Origin of the sequence: Prochlorococcus marinus str. MIT 9313 (assembly GCF_000011485.1) — a bacterium.
Classification (GTDB): domain Bacteria; phylum Cyanobacteriota; class Cyanobacteriia; order PCC-6307; family Cyanobiaceae; genus Prochlorococcus; species Prochlorococcus marinus_D.
In genome coordinates this window covers 1,064,444-1,083,054 of the sequence record NC_005071.1, presented here as the reverse complement: position 1 = coordinate 1,083,054, position 18,611 = coordinate 1,064,444, and the positions used below count along the sequence as shown (strand labels likewise).

Below are 18,611 nucleotides of genomic sequence, written 5' to 3'. Positions count from 1 at the left end.
CATCACTTTCACCCTTGACAGCCACTATTCTCTTTGCGTGGCCGGGTGATGGGGATCAGTCGGTTTTTCACAAATCCGCCCCCTCGTTAGCTGGGGGGCTCTTTTATTGCCTATATAAAAACCTGCGCAGGCGCGATGTGCAAGAGGGGCTGGCCGCAACACTGCCAACAGTTCTGACTTCACTCAGTTTTGACAGGTTGCTTGAGCGGCACTCCTTCTACCCCTGCCCAGGCAACAAACACAACGGCATCTTCATTGCCAATGTTTTCACAGGCGTGTTGGGTGTCTCCGGTAGAGGCAACAAAGGCTTCTCCTCGTCTGAACTCCCTTGCCTTACCAGACTCTGTGAGTGTGCACTTGATCCAACCTTTCTCGACATACACGACACCAGGTTGAGGGTGAGTGTGGATTGGGGTTTTGGCGCCAGGCGGAAAAACAGCTCTTATCAATGTCATCTCAGCTTTGCCTTGCGGATAGCTGACCCGCTCCCCATCCCATGATTCTGTTGAAGACACCAAGACATCAGATTTGATCGGTGCACTGGCTTGATCTTTCCTGTTGCTGCAACTGACGGCCAATAAACCAGTGAGGCAAATGGTTGAGACGATGAGAGCTCGCATAGAAAATAAAAAAGCGGTTTCCTTGAGGAAAACCGCTGAGGTGGTGTGATTTGTAGGAGATTTAAGTGATTTATATGGTGTAGTCAACCCCTCGATTGGTGTGTGTGGACAGCGAGTTTCGCTGGGGACTGATGAGCGGAGGTGTAGTCAATTCCTCGATAGCTTTTCGCCATCAGGAACTGGGAATGAGACAGGGCAGCTTGCTTTTGCGCTTTGCGCTGAATCATGGAGAGGATGTTCATCGAACGCTCCTGCAGTGCTTAAGCCCCCGTTGCCTGGCTTAAGTCTGACTGCGCCCCGGAACGGGGCCAACGGTTGGCAAGAGTCTACAGGCGTTTGTTTGGCATTTGTGGGATGTACCTCCCTGTCCCCCCTAAATAGGAGTTCAGGACTTTGTAATCCTCTAGGAACGATGCCGATTATTGATGTTTGCGATCGCTTTGGGATTGACTGCAAAGTTGAAGGCTTTGCTTTTGCCTTGTTGTTTAGACGAACACCTATCTAAGTGCTTGGTTTGCTGAGTTGATCATGGCTTCTCCGCGCCGGTGGATCTCATTGGCGTAGTTGGTCCAGGTGCCTTGGCCCCAATAGCGGAAGCAACTGGTTTCTAGCAGTAGCAGGTAGAGCAGAGCTTCTTGATAGTGGGGGGTGTGCGTGATCGTTGCATCCTTTGCCACCAAGGGATCAAACAGCTGGTGAAACTTGGCGCTGAGGCTGTAGATCGGTTCCAGCACATTTTCATAGCCCTTGATCCAGCTGAGATTGTTGGTCCAGGATGCGCCGTCCATCGAGAAGGAGGGGTCTGTTTCTTTGAGGTCGCTGATGGCCGCTTCGATTGATTCGGGGTTGATGGGGCTGTCAGTGTTATGCCACAGCTTGTGTTGCTGTATCGCCTGTATCTTCGGGCAATCAGAGGCTTCCACACCGGCGGCCTCCAGCAACTCCAGATACTCAGTGCCGTTGAGCGCAACTGTGCTTAGAGGATCAACCTGGGAAGCAACGGTTTGATGGGCTTGGATAAAGGCGGCTGGAAACTCATTCATCATCACGCCTCCATTTTCTCCGTCGGCAATTTGAGAGACCAATGATGGAATCGATTTGCCTGCCAGTGATTGTCTGCCCAGGCCTAATGCTTCGTGATAGGGCTGCATCTGTCCTACCAATTTGGTGTCTGAGCCCTGGGTTTTGATCAACGCCACAATGCTGACTGTTTCCCCTCTGGAGTTACGAGCCACAAGTTGATTGGGGCCGTATTTCTGTGCATGGCGAAGGCATGAGCCATCGAAGTTTTCAACGCTGTTTTCTTGAACAAGCAGCCAACGGTATCCGCAATCTCTGAGGGCTTTCACCAATTCATAGAGGGTGTCTGGATGGTTGGGAAGGTGCATTTCCGGTGGCGAGAAACCCTTCACTCGTTGCAATGCTTGCCGCCCAAACATGGCAGCGAATTGATGCTGCCAGGCCAGGATTTGTAGCTTCAGATCTGGAATAGGAGTGGAGGGTGCAACGGCATGGCTCCAAAAGGTGCCGAGCCATTCCACATGGGGTTGAAGCGTGGGATCGCATGCCAGACGTTTAAGCGCCTCGAGAATGTCGACACGGCCCATTTGCTCAACACCCCAGAGCAAGTTGCCTGAGTAATCCAGCATGATGCGAGGGTTGCATCCCTCTTCAATCAGTTGGGGAATGATGTCTGCGAGGCGCTTGTAGCAATGGGCAAAGGGTTCGGCGTTGTGGTTATCGCCTTCTTCGCTGTGCTCCAGCATGTATTGCAGATGCGAGATCAGTTCTCCATTCGCACCTGCCGGAATCGTGGGCTGATGCATGTGGAGAGCACAGGCAAAGGCTGACTGAAACTGCTCCAGATTGAGATTGCTATGCGTGAGCACAGCGGGATTAGCTTGTTGAACGAGGGCAAGAATTTCGGCTTCGTAGCCAGCGATCGGAGGCAAGCTTTGCGTGGGCATCAACTTTTGTTTGCGGTAGTACGGGCCTGGTAGAGCTTCAAGCAGGCGCTGATCAAGGCGAGACCTGAAGGTGGACTAGCGGGTTGTCTGTCAGCTGGAATGTGGCGAAGCGGCTTGGTTTCCTACACCCCTACACAGTGTTGACGTTGTTCTGAGTGAAATCGACATTTTTTTCGCCGATCAACGTCTTGAGATCTTCCGGTGGTAGCCAACGCCTGTTGGCGCCATGTTTAAACGCGAAGCGAAGGAATTCTGCTGCGTACTGAATGCGAAGTCTTCTGCTTGTGGAGCCGGGCTCTCCTCCATGACGTTCGATCAATGCTTTCAAGAGCGTGTAGCCGGAGCTGGGTTCAGGCTGACTTGTGAGAATAACGACTGTACGGGCAAGGGGAGTGCGGTAGTTACGGTTCCAAACCCGAGCTCCATTTTTGCTTTTACTTGTTTTATGTGATTTGAATTTTTTTAGTAGTCGTTTCCAATCGAATTCACCATCAGCTCCAGACTCGTTTCTTTGTTTCACCAACTCGTAGGCATCAGTCAATCCTTTGCCCTGATCTTTCATTAACTCAGAGATCTCAGTTGAAATTTTCAAGATCCAATCAGCGCTTGTTGCGACCCATGGAACGAAATCAGGATCGGTCTTGGCCTTTGGACCGAGGATGATGCTGGTGCGGGTGCCATCGTCGAAGCGCACAGTCAGTTGAACCCTCTGTAGAAGACCGTCACCAACGCCGCGAACCATCCAGCCATCGCCACATTGTCGTCTGATCCTGTCGCGCAGGGCTGTGATCCATTTCGCTGACTTATCGGCCATTGGGATCCTGTTGCACCGCAAGCTGTTTGATTGTTCTTGTCAATTCAACAGTGTTGCGGCTGCATCCTCAAGCGGCTGGGGCTTTTGCTTTGGTCTGCTGATCAGGTTCATGACTACCAACAACATCATTATTCGCAGTTAATCGTTGGTTTCTGGCATTGCTCGGCTAAAGATGAAAGCCAATCCTGCAAGATACCAAGGGCTTTTGGCTCTAAGCGGTAATAAACCCAACGACCACTCTGCCGATCAACAATCAAACCAGCATCTTTTAAGACCTTGAGATGAAAGGAAAGGCGTGATTGGCCAAGACTTAACTCATTAATGAGATCACACACACAACGTTCACCACAGGCAAGCTCCTCGATCACTTGCAGACGAATAGGATCTGCAAGTGCTTTCATTAGAGTTCTGGCACGACTTGAATCAAGCAAATGTGGCGGGGCAATCGTTGTGCCCATGATTAATGTAAGACGTTTTTTACTTTAAGGACAATATAAGAAAGGGAAAAGAGCGCTTGCATCGACTATGGTTGATACATCAAGATATTTTGATTGATCCTTATGGCCAAGCAAGGGCCAATGCGTATTGGTATCAACGGTTTTGGGCGTATCGGGCGGCTGGTCTTCAGGGCTCTCTGGGGGAGACCAGGGATCGAGATCTGCCATTTGAACGACCCGTCTGGGGATGCAGCCACTGCAGCACACCTGCTTAAGTTCGATTCTGTACACGGACGCTGGGATCAGCTTGTTGGAGGCAGCGAGAACCAACTGTTGGTGAATCAACAAACCATCAGTTACTCCCAAGGAAGCACTCCTGGCGCTGTGCCTTGGAATGACGCTGGCATTGACATCGTTTTGGAATGCAGCGGTAAATTTAAATCACCAGAAACTCTCAGCGTTTACTTCGATCAACATGCTTTAAAACGTGTGATTGTTGCTTGCCCAGTTAAAGGAAAACTAGCTGGCAAAGAAGTGTTGAATATCGTTTATGGGATTAATCATCATCTTTATGACCCAAAGATTGATCATTTAGTGACAGCAGCATCATGTACGACAAACTGTTTGGCTCCGTTGGTAAAGGTTGTGCATGAAAACTTTGGCATTTCACATGGCTGCATAACAACTCTTCATGATACTACTAATACACAAGTTCCGATTGATAGTTTCCAAACGGATTTACGTAGGGCTAGGAGTTGTCTACAAAGTTTGATCCCAACAACGACTGGCTCTGCCAAAGCAATCGCAATGATCTTTCCAGATCTAGAGGGAAAACTCAATGGACATGCTGTAAGAGTACCTTTGCTCAATGCTTCATTGACCGATGCAGTTTTTGAGCTAAAGCGCTCAATTACGGTGAAGGATGCCAATGAAGCGTTTAGGCATGCAGCAGAACATCAGCTAAAGGGAATCCTTGGCTATGAAGACAAGCCACTTGTCTCTATTGATTACGTTAACGATTCTCGAAGCTCAATTGTCGATGGATTGTCAACGATGGTTGTTAACGGCTCTCAGCTAAAGGTTTACGCATGGTACGACAATGAATGGGGATATAGCAGTCGAATGGCAGATCTTACGTGTTATATTTCTAATCTTGAAAATACTAGTAATACCTTTTAAATGATGCTTTCGCCTCTCAATCAATATGGTGTTGTAACCACAAACTACTGGGCCTTTACGCTCACTGATGGTGCATTACGTATGCTTGTGGTTTTTCACTTCCATGAGCTTGGTTATACGACACTTGAAATCGCATTTCTTTTTTTATTTTATGAGTTCTTCGGTATTATTACCAACCTGTGTGGCGGTTGGATAGGGGCACGTTATGGCCTACGTCTAACTCTTTGGGTTGGAACCTTGTTGCAGATCTTGGCCTTGCTGATGTTGATTCCTGTCTCAGCAAGTTGGTCTAAAATAGGAAGTGTAGTGTATGTGATGTTCGCACAAGCAATTAGTGGCATAGCAAAAGATCTTAATAAAATGACGGCTAAAGGTGCCATAAAAACCATAGTTGCAGAGAGAAAAGGAGATGCCGATCGCGAGGGCAGGAGGCTGTTCAAGTGGGTGGCTATTCTTACGGGATCAAAGAATGCTTTAAAGGGAGTAGGTTTTTTTCTAGGTGGATTACTTTTAACGAGTGTAGGTTTTAATAAGTCAGTAGAAATAATGGCGATAGGCTTGTCAATAAGTTTTTTAGTCACGCTAAAGCTTCCAGACGATATGGGAATCATCAAAAAGAAGCTGGGAATCATGAGTGTCTTCTCTAAATCGCAAGGTATTAATATTTTGTCAGCAGCTCGCCTATTCCTGTTTGGCGCAAGAGATGTATGGTTTGTAGTTGCATTACCTGTTTTTCTAGAAGAATCATTGAACTGGAAGTTTTGGGAAATCGGAGGCTTCTTGGGGTTATGGGTGATTGGCTACGGAATTGTTCAGGCATCCGCACCAGGTATCCGAAAACTGTGGACCAGCAAAAAAACTCCCGGGGTCTCTTCTGTTCAGTTTTGGAGTGCTGCTTTGACAGCGATTCCAGCACTGATTGCGATTGCTTTATGGCGAGAAACTGATTCTGCAATAGCTATAACATTAGGCCTGGTTTCTTTTGGTGTAGTTTTTGCGATGAACTCGTCTATACACTCATACATGATTTTGGCTTATACAGATAGTGAGAATGTAAGCCTAAATGTAGGATTTTATTATATGGCTAATGCCGCAGGTAGATTAATGGGTACAGTTTTATCAGGCTCTGTATTCATGATCGGTAAGACGACAATGCAAGGAATGCAGTTATGTTTATGGTGCTCATCTTTATTGGTGTTGCTCTCATGGCTAAGCAGCTTAAGGTTGCCAGAGCCAAAACATTCTAAACGAGCGCTAATAAACAATATCTAACAAGAAGATTATACGATAGAGAGCAAAGTAAATTAGTTTAAAAAATTTTCAGGCTCTGGAACGTCCTCCGGCGCTTATCCTTAAATTCTAATTTTATAAAATCACTCTCTTTTGTTGATCTTATGATAAATAGCCTTTCAGGGCTTACTAACAACTATCCTTCATCTTTTAATAAGCTAATCATATTCGACACAGTTACACTTGTTGTACCCAATGTATTTGCAATTAGACAAGAGATCCGTTGATTTTTTGCCAAAAGGTTAAGAGAGCAATAAGTTGTTTTTAAGAAATAGTAAGTGATCTTGATTGGTCAATCTTCTGTTGAAGTCTATAACGCATTTCATATTCAAATCAAGCTGCTGCTTAGGTCTTAATCTTTCGCAGTCCAAGTCTTAATGTCTTCTTAGTCAAATGCTTTCGTCAAATTTCTAACTTGTTAGCGGGAATTTTCGCCCGTCTCTCAAGCTCTGTGTGAGGAACCAAATGAAACTCTTCCAGCAATTGCTGGTGGCACCTGCTGCCTTGGGCCTGATGGCGCCAATGGCTTCTAATGCCGCAGACCTAGCCATCAAAGGTGTGTCCGATTATTCGGCCTCCAGCGAGCAGGTCACCAGCATCTCCCAATTCCAAGATGTTTACCCAACCGACTGGGCTTATCAGGCGCTGAGCAACCTGATTGAGCGCTACGGCTGTGTAGCTGGCTATCCAAGCGGTAGCTACTTGGGCAACAGAGCAATGACCCGCTTTGAAGCGGCTGCTCTGTTGAATGCATGCCTCGATCGCATCACTGAAGTCACCGACGAACTGCGTCGTCTGCTCAACGAATTCGAGCAGGAGCTCGCCATCCTCAAGGGCCGTGTTGATGGCCTAGAAGCGCGCGTTGGTGAACTCGAAGCCACTCAGTTCTCAACCACCACCAAGCTAAAAGGCAAGTCAATCTTCGTTCTTGGTGCAGTCAATGCTGGAGGTGATGAGTCCCTTTCAGATCCGTACAACGAAGAAGTTGGAGCGTTTACTTTCACATATGATCTGCGCCTTGGTCTTAATACAAGCTTTACGGGTAAAGATCTTCTTTATACCCGTCTTCGCTCGGGAAATATGGGCTCAACTGCTTGGGAAGGTGAAGGTCTTAAGGGATCACTAACAGCTCTAGATACTGCTTCTGCGACTGGTGATATCGTAACGATCGATCGCCTCTATTATAGGTTCCCTGTTGGCGATGAATTTACATTTATCGCTGGACCATTGGCACGAAATACTGAAATGCTCGGTATTAAGCCTACGGCCTATGGAAAGAGCAAAGTACTCGATTACTTTGGTGGAACAATGGGCACACCTGGAGTCTATAACAAAGAAACAGGAGGTGCTTTTGCTGCAATATGGAAGCAAAAAACTAGCAAAGGTGATCCAGCATTTAGTGCTTCAGTTAGCTATGTTTCTGACGCTGGTGAGGCTAATGATGGCAACCCATCAACAGGTGGCTTTATGACAGACAATGCCGAAGGAAATATTACAGGTCAATTGGCATATAGCAGTAAAAGATGGGGTGTTGCTTTGGGCTATCGTTACGGTCAATGCGGTGTTAAATTTCGCCGTGGAACCGACTTAGTTGCTGATAACAAATGGCATCAAAATTGCCAACAGGTCGTTGGCTTTGATTCTGATGGAGACGAGGTCTTTGATCAACGCTCCGGAGCATATTCCAACAATTTTGCCGTTAATGCATACTGGCAACCTGAGGATTCAGGTTGGATCCCGTCAGTCAGCGCAGGTTGGGGTCTTTCTAGTCTGAGTGGTGATTTCTACGATCTTGCCGACAACGACCTAGAGGATGATCTTGAGGACCAGGTACCAGATCAATTCCAAAGCTGGATGGTTGGATTGCAATGGAGCGATGTCTTTATGGAAGGTAATTACCTAGGGCTTGCAGGAGGTCAACCGCAGTTTGTTACCAGTCTTACGGGTGATGAAACCACTTATGATGGTAATTATGCCTTCGAACTTTGGTATAAATTCCAAGTTACTGACAACATCTCAATCACACCAGCGGTGTTTTATCTGAGTCGTCCAATGGGGCAAGATACCGGAGATCAGTACGATAACAAGTTCAATATTTTTGGAGGAGTTGTTCAAACTACGTTTAAGTTCTAACTAATAGGCTTAAAAAGCCAAACTCTCACGGATTAAATTCAATGCCCTCCTTAAACGGAGGGCATTTTTTTATTTTCAAATAGCATATTCTCAATGCATCTTGGCTACGAGTATTTTTTTTATTTTTCGATTATTTCTTAGTATTTGCCTTTAGGTAGTAAAAGTTCGATACTAGTTCCTCCTTCAGGGTGATTTTCTGCTTTGATGCTTCGGCCATGACTGATAATAATTTGCTCGACAATGGCTAATCCAAGACCACTGCCACTTCGGCTTGTTCGTTTTCTTGAGATATCTCCTCGATAAAAACGCTGAAACATATTGCTTAAGACAATCTCACTAAGACCAGGGCCATGATCACGGATCTTGATAAGCCACCAAAGCCCCTTTGGAAGGATATCTACTTCAATAGAGCCATTCTTAGGTGAGCAAAGCAGAGCGTTATCATGCAAATTAATCAATGCTGTTTGTAGTCGTTGCTTATCACCAAGTATGAGGCCAGGTTCGTCAATATATGTTAGCAGGCTTATACTACGTATTTCCGCCATAGGGCGAATGGTATTCCTGTAAATTTCCAGGAGATCTTCTACAGAATTGGCAATGTAACTTGAATACCTATTTGCTGTATATTCTTAAGCCTTCATAGCTCAAAAGATCTTCAAGCATTTTTTGAAGACTTTGTAGTTCTCTTTGCATACGATTTACCAACACTGATTCTTTGCCCGGGATTCTCTGCTCTAGACAATCACTAACCAAAATCAACACTGTTAGAGGAGTTTTAAGCTCATGTACTACATCACTCAGCCAACGTTCTTGTTGTTGTTATTGCGTCTCCATTGATCGGCGATTTGAAAGCCAAATTAAAAGGCATTCTTCTATATCTGTATGAACATAGGCCTCCACAGGTATGTTGTTAACATCAAATTCAACTCTTTCAGGAAGCTGTTGTTGTCGAGCCTCTCGAATCGCATCATTTAATAAAGTAGATTTGATTATATGAGATAATGAATGGCCTTGGGCAAACTTTTTTCCAGTAATCTGCAATAGACGTTCTGCCTTGATACTGATATAAGCAATATCAAATGTGGGAGTTAGCATTAACCACCCTTGACTGGCAACGTCAATCCAGGCCAATAACTGAGGAGTATTGAGGATAATCCTTTTTATACTATCAAATCTATTGATCTGCAGATGTATTTTTCTTTAAGTAATTTCCTTGGCAAGTTTTGCCTTGTGGCGATACCAATTGAGAATCCTAAGATAAATCAGAGAAAAATACAAGATCAATATTACCCAAAGCGATAACCAAATCCTCTCACAGTATGGATGCACTGAGGGGATGAAGGGTCCTGCTCAATCTTTTCTCTTATCCACCGAATGTGTACGTCTACAGTTTTGGTATCGCCAAAATAATCATCACCCCATATTCGCTCAAGAATCTGATCTCGGCTCAGGACCTGTCTTGGGTGTTCTAGTAATAACTTTAATATTTTATACTCCTTTGGAGCAAGGCTTAGATCTTTTCCATCCTTGGTGACTCTACATTCTTCAATGTATAAACATAAATTCCCATATTCAATCATTTTTGCATTTGAATCGTCAGATCGTTCCTGATAACGACGTAATTGTGCTCGACAACGTGCAACAAGTTCTCTAACGCTAAATGGTTTAACTAGGTAATCATCAGCTCCAACCTCAAGCCCCAAAACACGATCGATTTCATTATCTCGAGCACTGATCATGAATATGCGTGTTTTAGGATCAAATTCTCTCAATCTTCGACAAATATCTAGACCACCAATGCCAGGGAGCATCACATCTAAAATAATTAGATCAAATTTATGTCTCGGTTGACTTGTAAGGATCGAAACAGCTTCGAATCCATCTCCACACAATATAGTTTCAAAACCCTCAGCACACAAAGCCTCGCCAATAGTTTCTCGAATCGCGTCATCGTCTTCAACAACAAGCAATCGGAAAACCTTCAATGACTGAGGAGGTATGACCTTTGGAGGTGCAACAGTCATTTGCCGACCTTTTCAACTGCTGCTCGAGCCTTGGAGCGAATTTCACCCTGAAGGGGGACAAAGCCCAAACCATCAGCTTGCGCCTGAGCCTCATCACTCAACATGTAGTCAAAGGTTGTTTTGAGTGCGTCAAGGTTGCTGCCATTACCAGTTTTGTATGCCAACAACCAGGTGAGAGTGGCAATCGGATAAGCCCCTTTGGCTGTGGGATTTGGATTGGTACCGGCGAGATTGGCGTCTAACTGGATGCCATTGAGGGCAGCAGCTCCTGTATTCACAGTTGGCTTGAGGAACTCGCCAGAGAGATTTTCAAGTGCAGCAGCTTTGACCTTTCCTTTGATGAATGACTGATTCACGTAACCGATCGCGCCAGGTGTATTTGTAATCACACCAGCAACACCTGAATTCCCTTTAGCGCCCACCCCTGTTGGCCATTCCACTGATTTCCCGGTTCCCAGGGTCCATTGTTGAGAAAAGGCCTGCATGGAATTTGTAAATGCCTTGGTGGTGCCAGAGCCATCAGAGCGATGCACCCAGGTGATCTTGCCTGCAGGGCAATTGAGTTGATTCCAATCAGTGATGCTGCCAAGAGCAACTTCAACCGCTTGCTGTTGGGTCAACTTCAGATCGCAGTCTCGGTTGTAGCCAAAGGCGATGGTGCCTCCCACCATGGGGATTTGCACCAAGCCACGCTGAACCTTGTCAATATCTTCTTGCTTCATCGGATCATCCGATGCCGCGAAGCTCACGGTCTGATCAATGAAGGCTTTACGACCAGATCCAGAGCCAACAGCTTGATAGTTGACCTGCGGCCCCCCAGCCTTGGCCAGCTCAGAGAACCAACGGGTATAGATCTTTGCAGGGAAAGTGGCACCAGCTCCACTGAGACGGCCGGATGACCCTGAGGTGCCTGAGGTGCTGCAAGCCGTGATGCCAACACCGAGAGCGACCAGTGAAGAAAGCAGAAAGCCCTTCTTGAGAATGGTCATCATGAGCTTTAGCGCTGTTAGGCGTTCCATAACTAGAGCAGCGCGGAGGTGAAACGAGGAAAAGTTAGCGATCCATCAAGAAATCTTGATATATCTAATCGGTTGCTAGCCCTTTGTTCGTCAGTACCTTGCCGATCCGCTCGGATGCCTACCAGGAGATGTGTTGAGTTGCTCTGTTGTTACCTCTTCAGCCAGGCCGTAGATCGATGTTGATCAGAAGAGCGTTGAGAACTGAGAGTTGAAAGTAGGCGTTGATTAGTTGCAGTAGAAGGATGCGACGAGGCTGCAGCACGCTTGATTGCTGGCCTCATCAGCCTCTGTTGCTGCTCACGCCAAGGAGGCTTGACGATTGCATCTAAGACGCCATGGAGCTCATGGAGCGATGCACACAAGGCATCAAGGGGTTTTGGAGCGCTGCGCCACCCCAGTGGTGATGAGTGCAGGGTTCGATCAATGCTGCACAGCACTTGAGGTGAAAGTAGAAAGGGATGACACGCCCCAATGCAATAGATGAAGAGCCTTTTGGTTTAAATAATAGGGAGCCACTTGAATATAAAAATAGCTCAAGAAAGCTCCCTATAAGTTCACTAAAAAATACCGGGAATAATTTCTCCTGTTACTACATATGTACCGATGGCCACTAAAAAGCCAAGCATTGCGACTCTTCCGTTCCAAGTCTCTGCCTTGTTGCTCATGAAATCAGCGATCGTCATGGTCTTGCTCAAAATATGTGACTTGATAAAGATAAGAAAAACTATAAAAGAATGCTGTATAAAACCTCACAATACAGCCGCAAAAGTTGACTATGCCATGGTTTGAAGACTTACAATCAACAAACCTGTGCTTATAACTACAAAAGATAGGTTCTATTGGCCAATTGAAAATATCCTTGCATTGACTTCTATGGCAACTAAAATTTATTGTGATATTACCTTTTTAGTGAGGAAGTGGTCGTCAATCAATTGACTTGCCCAAACGCAGCCATGAAGCAGCAAGACAAGCCAAGAATAATGAAGCAGGTCTTAGCTGCTTTCTAGTAAATGTAGGAATAAAAGCTCTATTAAACCAATTGGCTTAGTTTAAGACGGTCGACTTTATAAATTGCCAACTGATTCAAGATAAGACAAACTCGCGGCAAGCATGAATTGAAATCCTTTTCATACATCAACCTTTCATCATGAGCATCATTGCAGACACTTGCTATTACCTACATCTATTTCATATTGATACTTGAGGCATTGTTTGTCTAGATAAAATCGCAAGGCTACTCAAATACACTTGATCTATATTCAAGCTTTTTAGTTCGAATACCAATCAATAAAACTACTATTATCCATATTCAATGTTTCGGTCTTTAATAATGCAAAAAAATATCATGGGATCTTTTCGTATCTAATATTCTTCTGACTGAATCAAGATTTATCCTCAGAATTATCTAGAAATTGTTGGTCTCGGTAGCATCTTCTTCGGGTCCGCAAAGGGCGTGCCCTCAGCTGCCTTGATAGTTTCTGCAAGGTTTCTGTCGATCTCCTCCATTACGAAGATGAAGCGCCAAGATTCACGATGCTTCAACAAGTTTCGAAATGTGTTCGTCTTTTAGAAGAGTCGAGGCACCCATACGCTGCCTCGCTTTTGCATGGATAAGCTGCTTCTGTATACGAGAGAGTTTATGTGACTTAGAAAGAAGATAAATACCTCCAGCCAAAATAGACCAAATGGGCCAAAAAAAGGTAATTTTAGTAAACACCCAAACCCAGATAAGCAATTGATTGAAAACAAGGTAAAGCTTGAGCTCATTTTTCAAAGCTCTTTTTCTGCTGAGGAGTTTCAGAGCTTTCTGCCGCAGATCAAAATTTAAGATTTCAGTCATGGAAAGTCTTCTCGTCTAACTCTATTTAGGCCAAAAGGCGCTTTTCTGTCTGCATCAATTGATTCACTTTGAACGAATCAAAGCTTAATTTAGTTGACCCTGTCATGCAAAAACTACTCCTGAAAATTTCAGATGGAGATGCTGCTTGCTATCTAACACCATCAACGCCCTAAAGGCTGCCATTTGAAATGGCTGATGAGATCATAAGAAAGAATAAAAGCCTTTGAAAGAATCAAGACACAGCAACCACTATTGCCCGCAAAGGCTTGAGCCGTCTGAGCATCATGAAGGCAAATACATGCATTGTGTGACCAAGCTAGATGATTAAATTCAACAGAGGCCTCTACTGCATAACTGAGGGAATCATGTTACTACAGGTCTACAGAAGAGAGATCAATAACCTTCAAATATCAATCAGAAAATGATTCATTTAAGGAAAATCGGGAGGCCATTCATTAGAGTTTTATATAAGTTTTAATCTAAGAATGACTCCCAGTTAATCGCTCCCCATCAATTGGAGAATCGCCAGACTAAAAAACACCTGGGATAATGTCTCCCGTTGCAAGGTACGTAACCATAAGAGCCAACATACCAACCATTGCAATCCTGCCATTCAATGATTCTGCCTTATTGGTCATGCAATCATTAATGGTCTCTTTTAAGAAATCACTGATGGGCATGAACTTGCTCCATATAGATGACTTTCAAATGATACAGATAGAGATTCATCAAGGCTGTATTAGAAATTACAGGGAAACTACCTGGAAGGGTTGATGTCTTGGCCTCAAGATATTGAGCCATCAAAGATGTATTTACCGTTACCAAAGGTCAGGTTTTTCTTGATTGAATTCACAAGACTCATCTGAATTTAAATCGCAATCGCAAGCTTATTGGGTGTTCAAAAAAACAGGCTTCCATACACAGCTCTACCCGCAGCCATCAGATCTAGGCTGCTCTCCATTGACCTTTGCTTCAGCGTTCAGGCACACACCGACCTGACACGAATTCTTTGGCTGGCTCAGCTGCTGGAAGGGCAAGGAGCCTTCCTGGAATCGTTTTGGTCTGCGCTATGTCGAAGACATCGCCACACGTACGTCTCCGAGCTACTCAGTCATCGGTGTTGATCGTGCGGGCAATCAATGGCATGACGTCAAAACAGACTTCAGCTACCGGCTGCCAAAAGAAGAACGGCGCTGGTGGCATTCACAGGTAATGCCTGTAGGCGAGGGTTATCCGGCCTATCCGTCGAGATGAAAACGGCCGGTGCGGATAAGGCAAAAAAAAGCCCCCGAAGGGGCGGTTGACCGTCAACGATTTGGCATGGCGTTCTATAGGGCGTCCACCATGGCCTCAAGTTTCCGCACGCCCGCTCTGGAGAAAAGCCTCGTCTGCATCGATCATCGCTTCCGCATCGTCGTGGAACCAGCATCCATACATCAAGTTGAGCACCCGATCCACATCAAGATCGCGATCGCTCACGTCCTGCCATAACCTCTGCGTCAGCTCAGCATCAGCAAGTTGAAACTGAGCGTTGGCCAAATTCCTTGCAGATGAGAAGTAAATTTCACGTTCACGTGCCGCAGGCGACGTATAAGTGAGAGGTTTGGTTTGGATCGCTTGCGAAAAAACCACCGTTGTCAAAACAGCTGGTTCCATCTTGAGTATCGATGAATACAAGTACAACCAGCATTAACGTTTGTTCAAGATGAACAGCAGGTTCTATCCAGGCCTCGCCTGGGCTTAGCCCCTCAGGCTTAAAGATCCTTCTCGATGATCATTGGTTTACTTGGCTTATACGTCTAGACGAAGCTGGTCTACGCGTATCAGGGCAAAAAAGCCCCCTGAGGGGCGGTTGATCAGTTGCATCTCGTGGCTGCGGTGTAGCTATTGGTGAGAATGATCATGCCTGCCTCTGCTCCGTTTGCCAGGAGGTCTTCTACAGCCCAAAAACCGCCAGCGGCCAAGAGTGAACCAGCGATAGAAGCAGTAACAACGCTGCGAAGTCCGTTCAGGTAGGTGAAACGAGGAAAAGTTAGCAATCCATCAAGAAAACTTGATATATCTCATCGGTTGCTAGCGCTTGGTTCGTCAGTCCCTTGCCGATCCGCTTGGATGCCTGTCAGGAGATGTGTTGAGTGGCTCTGTTGTTGCCTCTTCAGCCAGGCCGTAGATCGATGTTGATCAGAAGAGCGTTGAGAACTTCGAGTTGAAAGGAGGCGTTGATCAGTTGCACTAGAAGGAAGCCTCGAGGCGTGCAGCACGCTTGATTGATGGCCTCATCAGCCTCTGTTGCTGCTCAAGGCAAGGAGGCTTGACGATTGCATCGAAGACGCCATGGAGCTCATGGAGCGATGTAAACAAGGCATCAAGGGGTTTTGGATCGCTGCGCCACCCCAGTGTTGATGAGTGCACCGATCGATCAATGCTGCACAGCACCTCAGGTGAAATTAGAAAGGGATGACACGCCCCAATGCAATAGATGAGTGGCAAAGCTCTTTTTCTGGCAATCGCCCTGCTACTGGCTGGTGTCGCTCTATGTGAACCTTTGATCGTCAGATTTCTCCAACCAGGTTGAGTTTTGATCAATCCTTCATGCTTTCAAGTGGTGCATCGATGAACGGCAAAGTTGTGGTTCTGGCCATCGTCCTATCCCTTGTGGGGATCGCTGTTTATGAATTTGTGCTGGTTGGCGGGGTCAGCTTGGAAGGGATCGCCAGGTTTGCCAATGGGGACCTTGGTCCGACTTGAGCACGCATGATTCCTAAACGGTGCAATCCTTTGGGCTGCCCTTCTTTGCCTCATTTTCAATTGGTGCAGAGCGAAAGCCTTGCCCAGTTATTGGGTTGAGATGGCCAGGCCAGCATTCTCAGCGCAAGGGTGGCAGGTTCTTGCAAAACTCGATTAGCACAGCACTTGAGCAGAAAGTAGAAAGGGAAGTGCCTGTCTCTAAGACATCGATGAACGGCAAAGTATTGGTGAGCGGAATCGTCTTGATCTTGTTGGCGATAGCCGTTTATGAATCCCTGCTCTTTAGAACCCTCCAACCTGCTTGAGTTGGGATGAGCTCTGACTAAGAAGATTCCTTGCCTAGTTGATCGGCTCTCATGGCAAGAGGTGTACACCAGCAGCGACGCGCACAACTGAGCAGAATGGTTCTAGAACCGCATCGCCGCAGAGCAGAGGAACAACAGCTGCAGTTAAACCAGACACAAGCCAAGGTGCTCTGGGTGACGTTGGCAGACACCAAGTATCTGCCTATCGAGTTTTATTCGAGGAAACCGTACCCACTGCCTCCTGGATGGCCCTTTAAATGCAGCCCGGTAAGGAACGATTTTTCTCTCCCTCCAATGACCTCCTTAGACAACCGCATCGCTGACTATCAGGACAAAGGCGAGCTCCTCGACAGTTATTTCGCTTCCTCCAGCGCTTCTGTAAAACCCACCTTCTATGCAATGAGTGATGGTGAGTACAAGGCTCATTACGACGCTCAGAAGGCTGCACGTGTTGCAGACCTCGAGAAAACTAAGGCTGCATACCTCAGCGCCCTTGAACGTCTTGAAATTCAGATCGCAAGGTTGACTCTTGAGGGAGCCCTGTCAGACAAGGCTAAGGAGCTAGCTCTTACTGCGAGCTAACCCCACCTCACACGAGAACGCCAAGACCCTTGCTGTGAATGCAAAGCAACCAGGGGTCTTTTTTATGCGTTGGCAAATCTACTGGTATGACTTGATTTTTACATCAATTAAGGCATCAGAACATTCGCTGACGGGCGATATCGGTCTTGGTTCTGGTTTGTGGGTCGCGCAGCGTGTGTTGCTTGAGTGGTCTTTTTTTTCTGCAGTGGTGTATTGCTTAAGTGGCCTGAACTGCAATCATTGCGAGGTTGTCTGAACGATCCATGGCGTCCAATCCCTTTAAGACCAGGGTTTAGCGGCTTCAGTCAGGATGGATGCTTCGCAAATGTTGGATTTTGTTTGTTCTTTGATTGACAATCTCGCAGCTGCTATGAACCACACGCTTGAGGTGTGCTGAGGTGGTTCTGTCGTTATTACACCGCCTGTAAAAGCAAGTCTTTTTGCTTAATTGATCGTTGGCGCCATTCACTGCCATTGACCTGATCAGCAACGATCAACCTGGCCCTATTGGCGATTGGCTGAGTTGTTGCTATGAACTAAAAGTCTTGCTGTAACTGACATGGGTATCAGCTTTTGGGGTAGTTGCTATGAACTGACCCCCACTTTGGTCTCGACCCTTGTACTTCTCACCGGCATCAGCTCCGTCCTTGCTTTTTTCGGACTGCGCGGTCTTGCAGTCGCCAAACCTCATCGAGCTCTGTGAGAACCACAAGGTTTGTCCCTGGCCCTAATGGGCCTTTTTTATTGTCTTGCCTGCTTGCGCATCAAATCAACATCTAGGTGATCTCTTTGATGTGGCAAGCATGAGCCAATCAGTGGCGATGGTCGCAGGGGGCTCAATTCAAGTTGTTGCTGATCAGCATGCTTGCACTGGCATGGGGCATGCCTAAGACCGGCGCATTGTCTCTTTTTTCTGGTCCGGGTTCTTAGCGCTGAATTCAAGCGGCCCTGCTTCCTAGTCATCGCGACGGTTTTTCATGCAGTGGTCAGATCGTCATGGTGGCTGGGTGCTTTGCCTTGGTCATCGATGAGCAGTTCATCCTCAGCCTTGTTGCTGCCATGGGCAAATCGATTGTTTTGGCTACAACTGAGACAGAAATACCCCCAACTGATGCGCAGATTCCTGGTCGCGGCTGTGTTTTTGTTCACCACTCTTTCGCCAGCTGCATGGGCGGAAAAGCCATCGGTACTTCTGAACACGCTTCCCAAGGAGGTGAGAGGGAAGTTGGCTCCTCTATTTATGGCAAATGCGATTGGTCAAACTGGGCTCAATGGTCAGCTCAATGGCACAGCTGAAACACTCTTTCCAATTGTCAAAAGTGCTCTGACAAAGGCAGGTTATAGCGAGCAACCAATCCGAACCACGATTGGACCCTGGGGGTTTTCCGCGACCTGGGCACCACCCATTGGCGTGTCAGTTGATGGAACAGCAAGCCAAAAGACAGCAGTTTTGGTGACGCAAGCTACTGCCCTAGGGCCTGAAAGGGTGAACCTAAATGTTCGATTCGATGGCCTCTGAAGAGTTGACCTGCTGGTGAATTCAGTCAGTCCATATCGCTAACCAGCTTATTTTTATCCAGTTGAAATGGAATAGTCACTGCATCTTGATACCAGTGTTTTTGGATTTTGATGAGGCGAATCGTCCAATGCCAA

Annotated in this window: 26 protein-coding genes; 11 read left to right on the top strand and 15 right to left on the bottom strand. The window is 46.3% G+C overall.

What is annotated here, in order from left to right; all coding sequences use genetic code 11:
* Positions 1-179 precede the first annotated feature (179 nt).
* Positions 180-707, bottom strand: a complete 528-nt coding sequence (locus AKG35_RS05345) for a cupin domain-containing protein (RefSeq protein ID WP_236069678.1) — start codon at positions 705-707, stop codon at positions 180-182.
* A 17-nt stretch (positions 708-724) separates the two neighbouring features.
* Here AKG35_RS05345 and AKG35_RS12880 point away from each other — a divergent pair, with 17 nt between their 5' ends.
* On the top strand, positions 725-904 hold the full coding sequence (locus AKG35_RS12880; protein ID WP_052646180.1) for a hypothetical protein: 180 nt from the start codon (positions 725-727) through the stop codon (positions 902-904).
* Between the two features lie 213 nt (positions 905-1,117).
* On the opposite strand, the gene AKG35_RS05335 is transcribed toward AKG35_RS12880, so the two are convergent.
* From AKG35_RS05335 to AKG35_RS05325, 3 genes are all read right to left on the bottom strand, one after another.
* Complete coding sequence (locus tag AKG35_RS05335) at positions 1,118-2,587, bottom strand: hypothetical protein (protein WP_011130375.1); 1,470 nt, start codon at positions 2,585-2,587, stop codon at positions 1,118-1,120.
* A 130-nt stretch (positions 2,588-2,717) separates the two neighbouring features.
* The gene (locus AKG35_RS05330) at positions 2,718-3,401 is read right to left on the bottom strand and encodes a hypothetical protein (protein WP_011130374.1); all 684 of its coding nucleotides are present in this window, start codon (positions 3,399-3,401) and stop codon (positions 2,718-2,720) included.
* A 128-nt stretch (positions 3,402-3,529) separates the two neighbouring features.
* The gene (locus AKG35_RS05325) at positions 3,530-3,859 is read right to left on the bottom strand and encodes an ArsR/SmtB family transcription factor (RefSeq protein WP_011130373.1); all 330 of its coding nucleotides are present in this window, start codon (positions 3,857-3,859) and stop codon (positions 3,530-3,532) included.
* Positions 3,860-3,979: 120 nt separating this feature from the next.
* Here AKG35_RS05325 and AKG35_RS05320 point away from each other — a divergent pair, with 120 nt between their 5' ends.
* From AKG35_RS05320 to AKG35_RS05310, 3 genes are all read left to right on the top strand, one after another.
* Positions 3,980-5,017 (top strand): ArsJ-associated glyceraldehyde-3-phosphate dehydrogenase, encoded by a 1,038-nt coding sequence (locus AKG35_RS05320; RefSeq protein ID WP_041385057.1) that lies wholly within the window; start codon positions 3,980-3,982, stop codon positions 5,015-5,017.
* Positions 5,018-6,289 carry an organoarsenical effux MFS transporter ArsJ gene (gene arsJ / locus AKG35_RS05315; RefSeq protein ID WP_011130371.1) on the top strand — a complete coding sequence of 424 codons (1,272 nt, stop codon included), beginning with the start codon at positions 5,018-5,020 and terminating at the stop codon, positions 6,287-6,289.
* 483 nt (positions 6,290-6,772) lie between these two features.
* Positions 6,773-8,440, top strand: coding sequence for an iron uptake porin (locus tag AKG35_RS05310; protein ID WP_011130370.1), 1,668 nt, complete (start codon positions 6,773-6,775; stop codon positions 8,438-8,440).
* 137 nt (positions 8,441-8,577) lie between these two features.
* On the opposite strand, the gene AKG35_RS05305 is transcribed toward AKG35_RS05310, so the two are convergent.
* The 5 genes from AKG35_RS05305 to pstS form a co-directional block, all read right to left on the bottom strand.
* On the bottom strand, positions 8,578-8,985 hold the full coding sequence (locus AKG35_RS05305; RefSeq protein WP_011130369.1) for a sensor histidine kinase: 408 nt from the start codon (positions 8,983-8,985) through the stop codon (positions 8,578-8,580).
* A 67-nt stretch (positions 8,986-9,052) separates the two neighbouring features.
* Positions 9,053-9,202, bottom strand: a complete 150-nt coding sequence (locus AKG35_RS13775; RefSeq protein ID WP_011130368.1) for a hypothetical protein — start codon at positions 9,200-9,202, stop codon at positions 9,053-9,055.
* A 57-nt stretch (positions 9,203-9,259) separates the two neighbouring features.
* The gene (locus AKG35_RS05300; protein WP_011130367.1) at positions 9,260-9,571 is read right to left on the bottom strand and encodes a hypothetical protein; all 312 of its coding nucleotides are present in this window, start codon (positions 9,569-9,571) and stop codon (positions 9,260-9,262) included.
* Positions 9,572-9,726: 155 nt separating this feature from the next.
* Positions 9,727-10,464 (bottom strand): response regulator transcription factor, encoded by a 738-nt coding sequence (locus tag AKG35_RS05295; RefSeq protein ID WP_011130366.1) that lies wholly within the window; start codon positions 10,462-10,464, stop codon positions 9,727-9,729.
* Positions 10,461-11,453, bottom strand: a complete 993-nt coding sequence (gene pstS / locus AKG35_RS05290; protein ID WP_011130365.1) for a phosphate ABC transporter substrate-binding protein PstS — start codon at positions 11,451-11,453, stop codon at positions 10,461-10,463. The genes AKG35_RS05295 and pstS overlap by 4 nt, the downstream gene beginning before the upstream one ends.
* A 382-nt stretch (positions 11,454-11,835) precedes the next feature.
* On the opposite strand from pstS, the gene AKG35_RS13635 reads away from it, so the two are divergent.
* On the top strand, positions 11,836-11,967 hold the full coding sequence (locus tag AKG35_RS13635) for a hypothetical protein (protein WP_268869579.1): 132 nt from the start codon (positions 11,836-11,838) through the stop codon (positions 11,965-11,967).
* 73 nt (positions 11,968-12,040) lie between these two features.
* Here the strand turns inward: AKG35_RS13635 and AKG35_RS05280 are convergent, their stop codons facing one another.
* The 6 genes from AKG35_RS05280 to AKG35_RS05255 form a co-directional block, all read right to left on the bottom strand.
* On the bottom strand, positions 12,041-12,166 hold the full coding sequence (locus tag AKG35_RS05280; protein ID WP_011130364.1) for a high light inducible protein: 126 nt from the start codon (positions 12,164-12,166) through the stop codon (positions 12,041-12,043).
* An 845-nt stretch (positions 12,167-13,011) separates the two neighbouring features.
* On the bottom strand, positions 13,012-13,323 hold the full coding sequence (locus AKG35_RS05275; RefSeq protein ID WP_011130363.1) for a 2TM domain-containing protein: 312 nt from the start codon (positions 13,321-13,323) through the stop codon (positions 13,012-13,014).
* A 530-nt stretch (positions 13,324-13,853) separates the two neighbouring features.
* Positions 13,854-14,003 carry a high light inducible protein gene (locus AKG35_RS12335; RefSeq protein ID WP_011130362.1) on the bottom strand — a complete coding sequence of 50 codons (150 nt, stop codon included), beginning with the start codon at positions 14,001-14,003 and terminating at the stop codon, positions 13,854-13,856.
* 670 nt (positions 14,004-14,673) lie between these two features.
* Positions 14,674-14,979, bottom strand: a complete 306-nt coding sequence (locus tag AKG35_RS05265) for a hypothetical protein (RefSeq protein WP_011130361.1) — start codon at positions 14,977-14,979, stop codon at positions 14,674-14,676.
* A 200-nt stretch (positions 14,980-15,179) separates the two neighbouring features.
* Positions 15,180-15,362, bottom strand: coding sequence for a hypothetical protein (locus tag AKG35_RS05260; protein ID WP_011825786.1), 183 nt, complete (start codon positions 15,360-15,362; stop codon positions 15,180-15,182).
* A gap of 193 nt (positions 15,363-15,555) precedes the next feature.
* Positions 15,556-15,735 carry a hypothetical protein gene (locus AKG35_RS05255; protein ID WP_157859835.1) on the bottom strand — a complete coding sequence of 60 codons (180 nt, stop codon included), beginning with the start codon at positions 15,733-15,735 and terminating at the stop codon, positions 15,556-15,558.
* Positions 15,736-15,915: 180 nt separating this feature from the next.
* On the opposite strand from AKG35_RS05255, the gene AKG35_RS13195 reads away from it, so the two are divergent.
* The 6 genes from AKG35_RS13195 (at position 15,916) to AKG35_RS05235 (ending at position 18,477) form a co-directional block, all read left to right on the top strand.
* The gene (locus AKG35_RS13195) at positions 15,916-16,071 is read left to right on the top strand and encodes a hypothetical protein (protein WP_162009614.1); all 156 of its coding nucleotides are present in this window, start codon (positions 15,916-15,918) and stop codon (positions 16,069-16,071) included.
* Positions 16,072-16,211: 140 nt separating this feature from the next.
* Positions 16,212-16,376 carry a hypothetical protein gene (locus AKG35_RS13510; RefSeq protein ID WP_236069677.1) on the top strand — a complete coding sequence of 55 codons (165 nt, stop codon included), beginning with the start codon at positions 16,212-16,214 and terminating at the stop codon, positions 16,374-16,376.
* A gap of 51 nt (positions 16,377-16,427) precedes the next feature.
* The gene (locus AKG35_RS13505) at positions 16,428-16,958 is read left to right on the top strand and encodes a hypothetical protein (protein WP_236069676.1); all 531 of its coding nucleotides are present in this window, start codon (positions 16,428-16,430) and stop codon (positions 16,956-16,958) included.
* Between the two features lie 64 nt (positions 16,959-17,022).
* Positions 17,023-17,214, top strand: coding sequence for a hypothetical protein (locus AKG35_RS05240; RefSeq protein WP_041384420.1), 192 nt, complete (start codon positions 17,023-17,025; stop codon positions 17,212-17,214).
* Positions 17,215-17,517: 303 nt separating this feature from the next.
* The gene (locus AKG35_RS12875) at positions 17,518-17,661 is read left to right on the top strand and encodes a hypothetical protein (protein ID WP_155724852.1); all 144 of its coding nucleotides are present in this window, start codon (positions 17,518-17,520) and stop codon (positions 17,659-17,661) included.
* Between the two features lie 324 nt (positions 17,662-17,985).
* Positions 17,986-18,477: a hypothetical protein gene (locus AKG35_RS05235; protein WP_155727991.1), complete on the top strand. Its 492-nt coding sequence runs from the start codon at positions 17,986-17,988 to the stop codon at positions 18,475-18,477.
* The last annotated feature ends 134 nt before the right edge of the window (positions 18,478-18,611 follow it).

Bases quoted from the DNA above. Each gene is read 5' to 3' on its own strand.
- AKG35_RS05295 (WP_011130366.1), bottom strand. From the start codon at position 10,464: ATGACTGTTGCACCTCCAAAGGTCATACCTCCTCAGTCATTGAAGGTT.
- AKG35_RS12335 (WP_011130362.1), bottom strand. From the start codon at position 14,003: ATGCCCATCAGTGATTTCTTAAAAGAGACCATTAATGATTGCATGACC.
- AKG35_RS05275 (WP_011130363.1), bottom strand. From the start codon at position 13,323: ATGACTGAAATCTTAAATTTTGATCTGCGGCAGAAAGCTCTGAAACTC.
- AKG35_RS05335 (WP_011130375.1), bottom strand. From the start codon at position 2,587: ATGCCCACGCAAAGCTTGCCTCCGATCGCTGGCTACGAAGCCGAAATT.
- AKG35_RS05325 (WP_011130373.1), bottom strand. From the start codon at position 3,859: ATGGGCACAACGATTGCCCCGCCACATTTGCTTGATTCAAGTCGTGCC.
- pstS (WP_011130365.1), bottom strand. From the start codon at position 11,453: ATGACCATTCTCAAGAAGGGCTTTCTGCTTTCTTCACTGGTCGCTCTC.
- AKG35_RS13195 (WP_162009614.1), top strand. From the start codon at position 15,916: ATGCTTTCAAGTGGTGCATCGATGAACGGCAAAGTTGTGGTTCTGGCC.
- AKG35_RS05330 (WP_011130374.1), bottom strand. From the start codon at position 3,401: ATGGCCGATAAGTCAGCGAAATGGATCACAGCCCTGCGCGACAGGATC.
- AKG35_RS05265 (WP_011130361.1), bottom strand. From the start codon at position 14,979: ATGGAACCAGCTGTTTTGACAACGGTGGTTTTTTCGCAAGCGATCCAA.
- AKG35_RS05235 (WP_155727991.1), top strand. From the start codon at position 17,986: ATGAGCAGTTCATCCTCAGCCTTGTTGCTGCCATGGGCAAATCGATTG.
- AKG35_RS12875 (WP_155724852.1), top strand. From the start codon at position 17,518: ATGGGTATCAGCTTTTGGGGTAGTTGCTATGAACTGACCCCCACTTTG.
- AKG35_RS05320 (WP_041385057.1), top strand. From the start codon at position 3,980: ATGCGTATTGGTATCAACGGTTTTGGGCGTATCGGGCGGCTGGTCTTC.
- AKG35_RS13505 (WP_236069676.1), top strand. From the start codon at position 16,428: ATGGCAAGAGGTGTACACCAGCAGCGACGCGCACAACTGAGCAGAATG.
- arsJ (WP_011130371.1), top strand. From the start codon at position 5,018: ATGATGCTTTCGCCTCTCAATCAATATGGTGTTGTAACCACAAACTAC.
- AKG35_RS05305 (WP_011130369.1), bottom strand. From the start codon at position 8,985: ATGGCGGAAATACGTAGTATAAGCCTGCTAACATATATTGACGAACCT.
- AKG35_RS05240 (WP_041384420.1), top strand. From the start codon at position 17,023: ATGCGTTGGCAAATCTACTGGTATGACTTGATTTTTACATCAATTAAG.
- AKG35_RS05310 (WP_011130370.1), top strand. From the start codon at position 6,773: ATGAAACTCTTCCAGCAATTGCTGGTGGCACCTGCTGCCTTGGGCCTG.
- AKG35_RS13635 (WP_268869579.1), top strand. From the start codon at position 11,836: ATGCACACAAGGCATCAAGGGGTTTTGGAGCGCTGCGCCACCCCAGTG.
- AKG35_RS05280 (WP_011130364.1), bottom strand. From the start codon at position 12,166: ATGACGATCGCTGATTTCATGAGCAACAAGGCAGAGACTTGGAACGGA.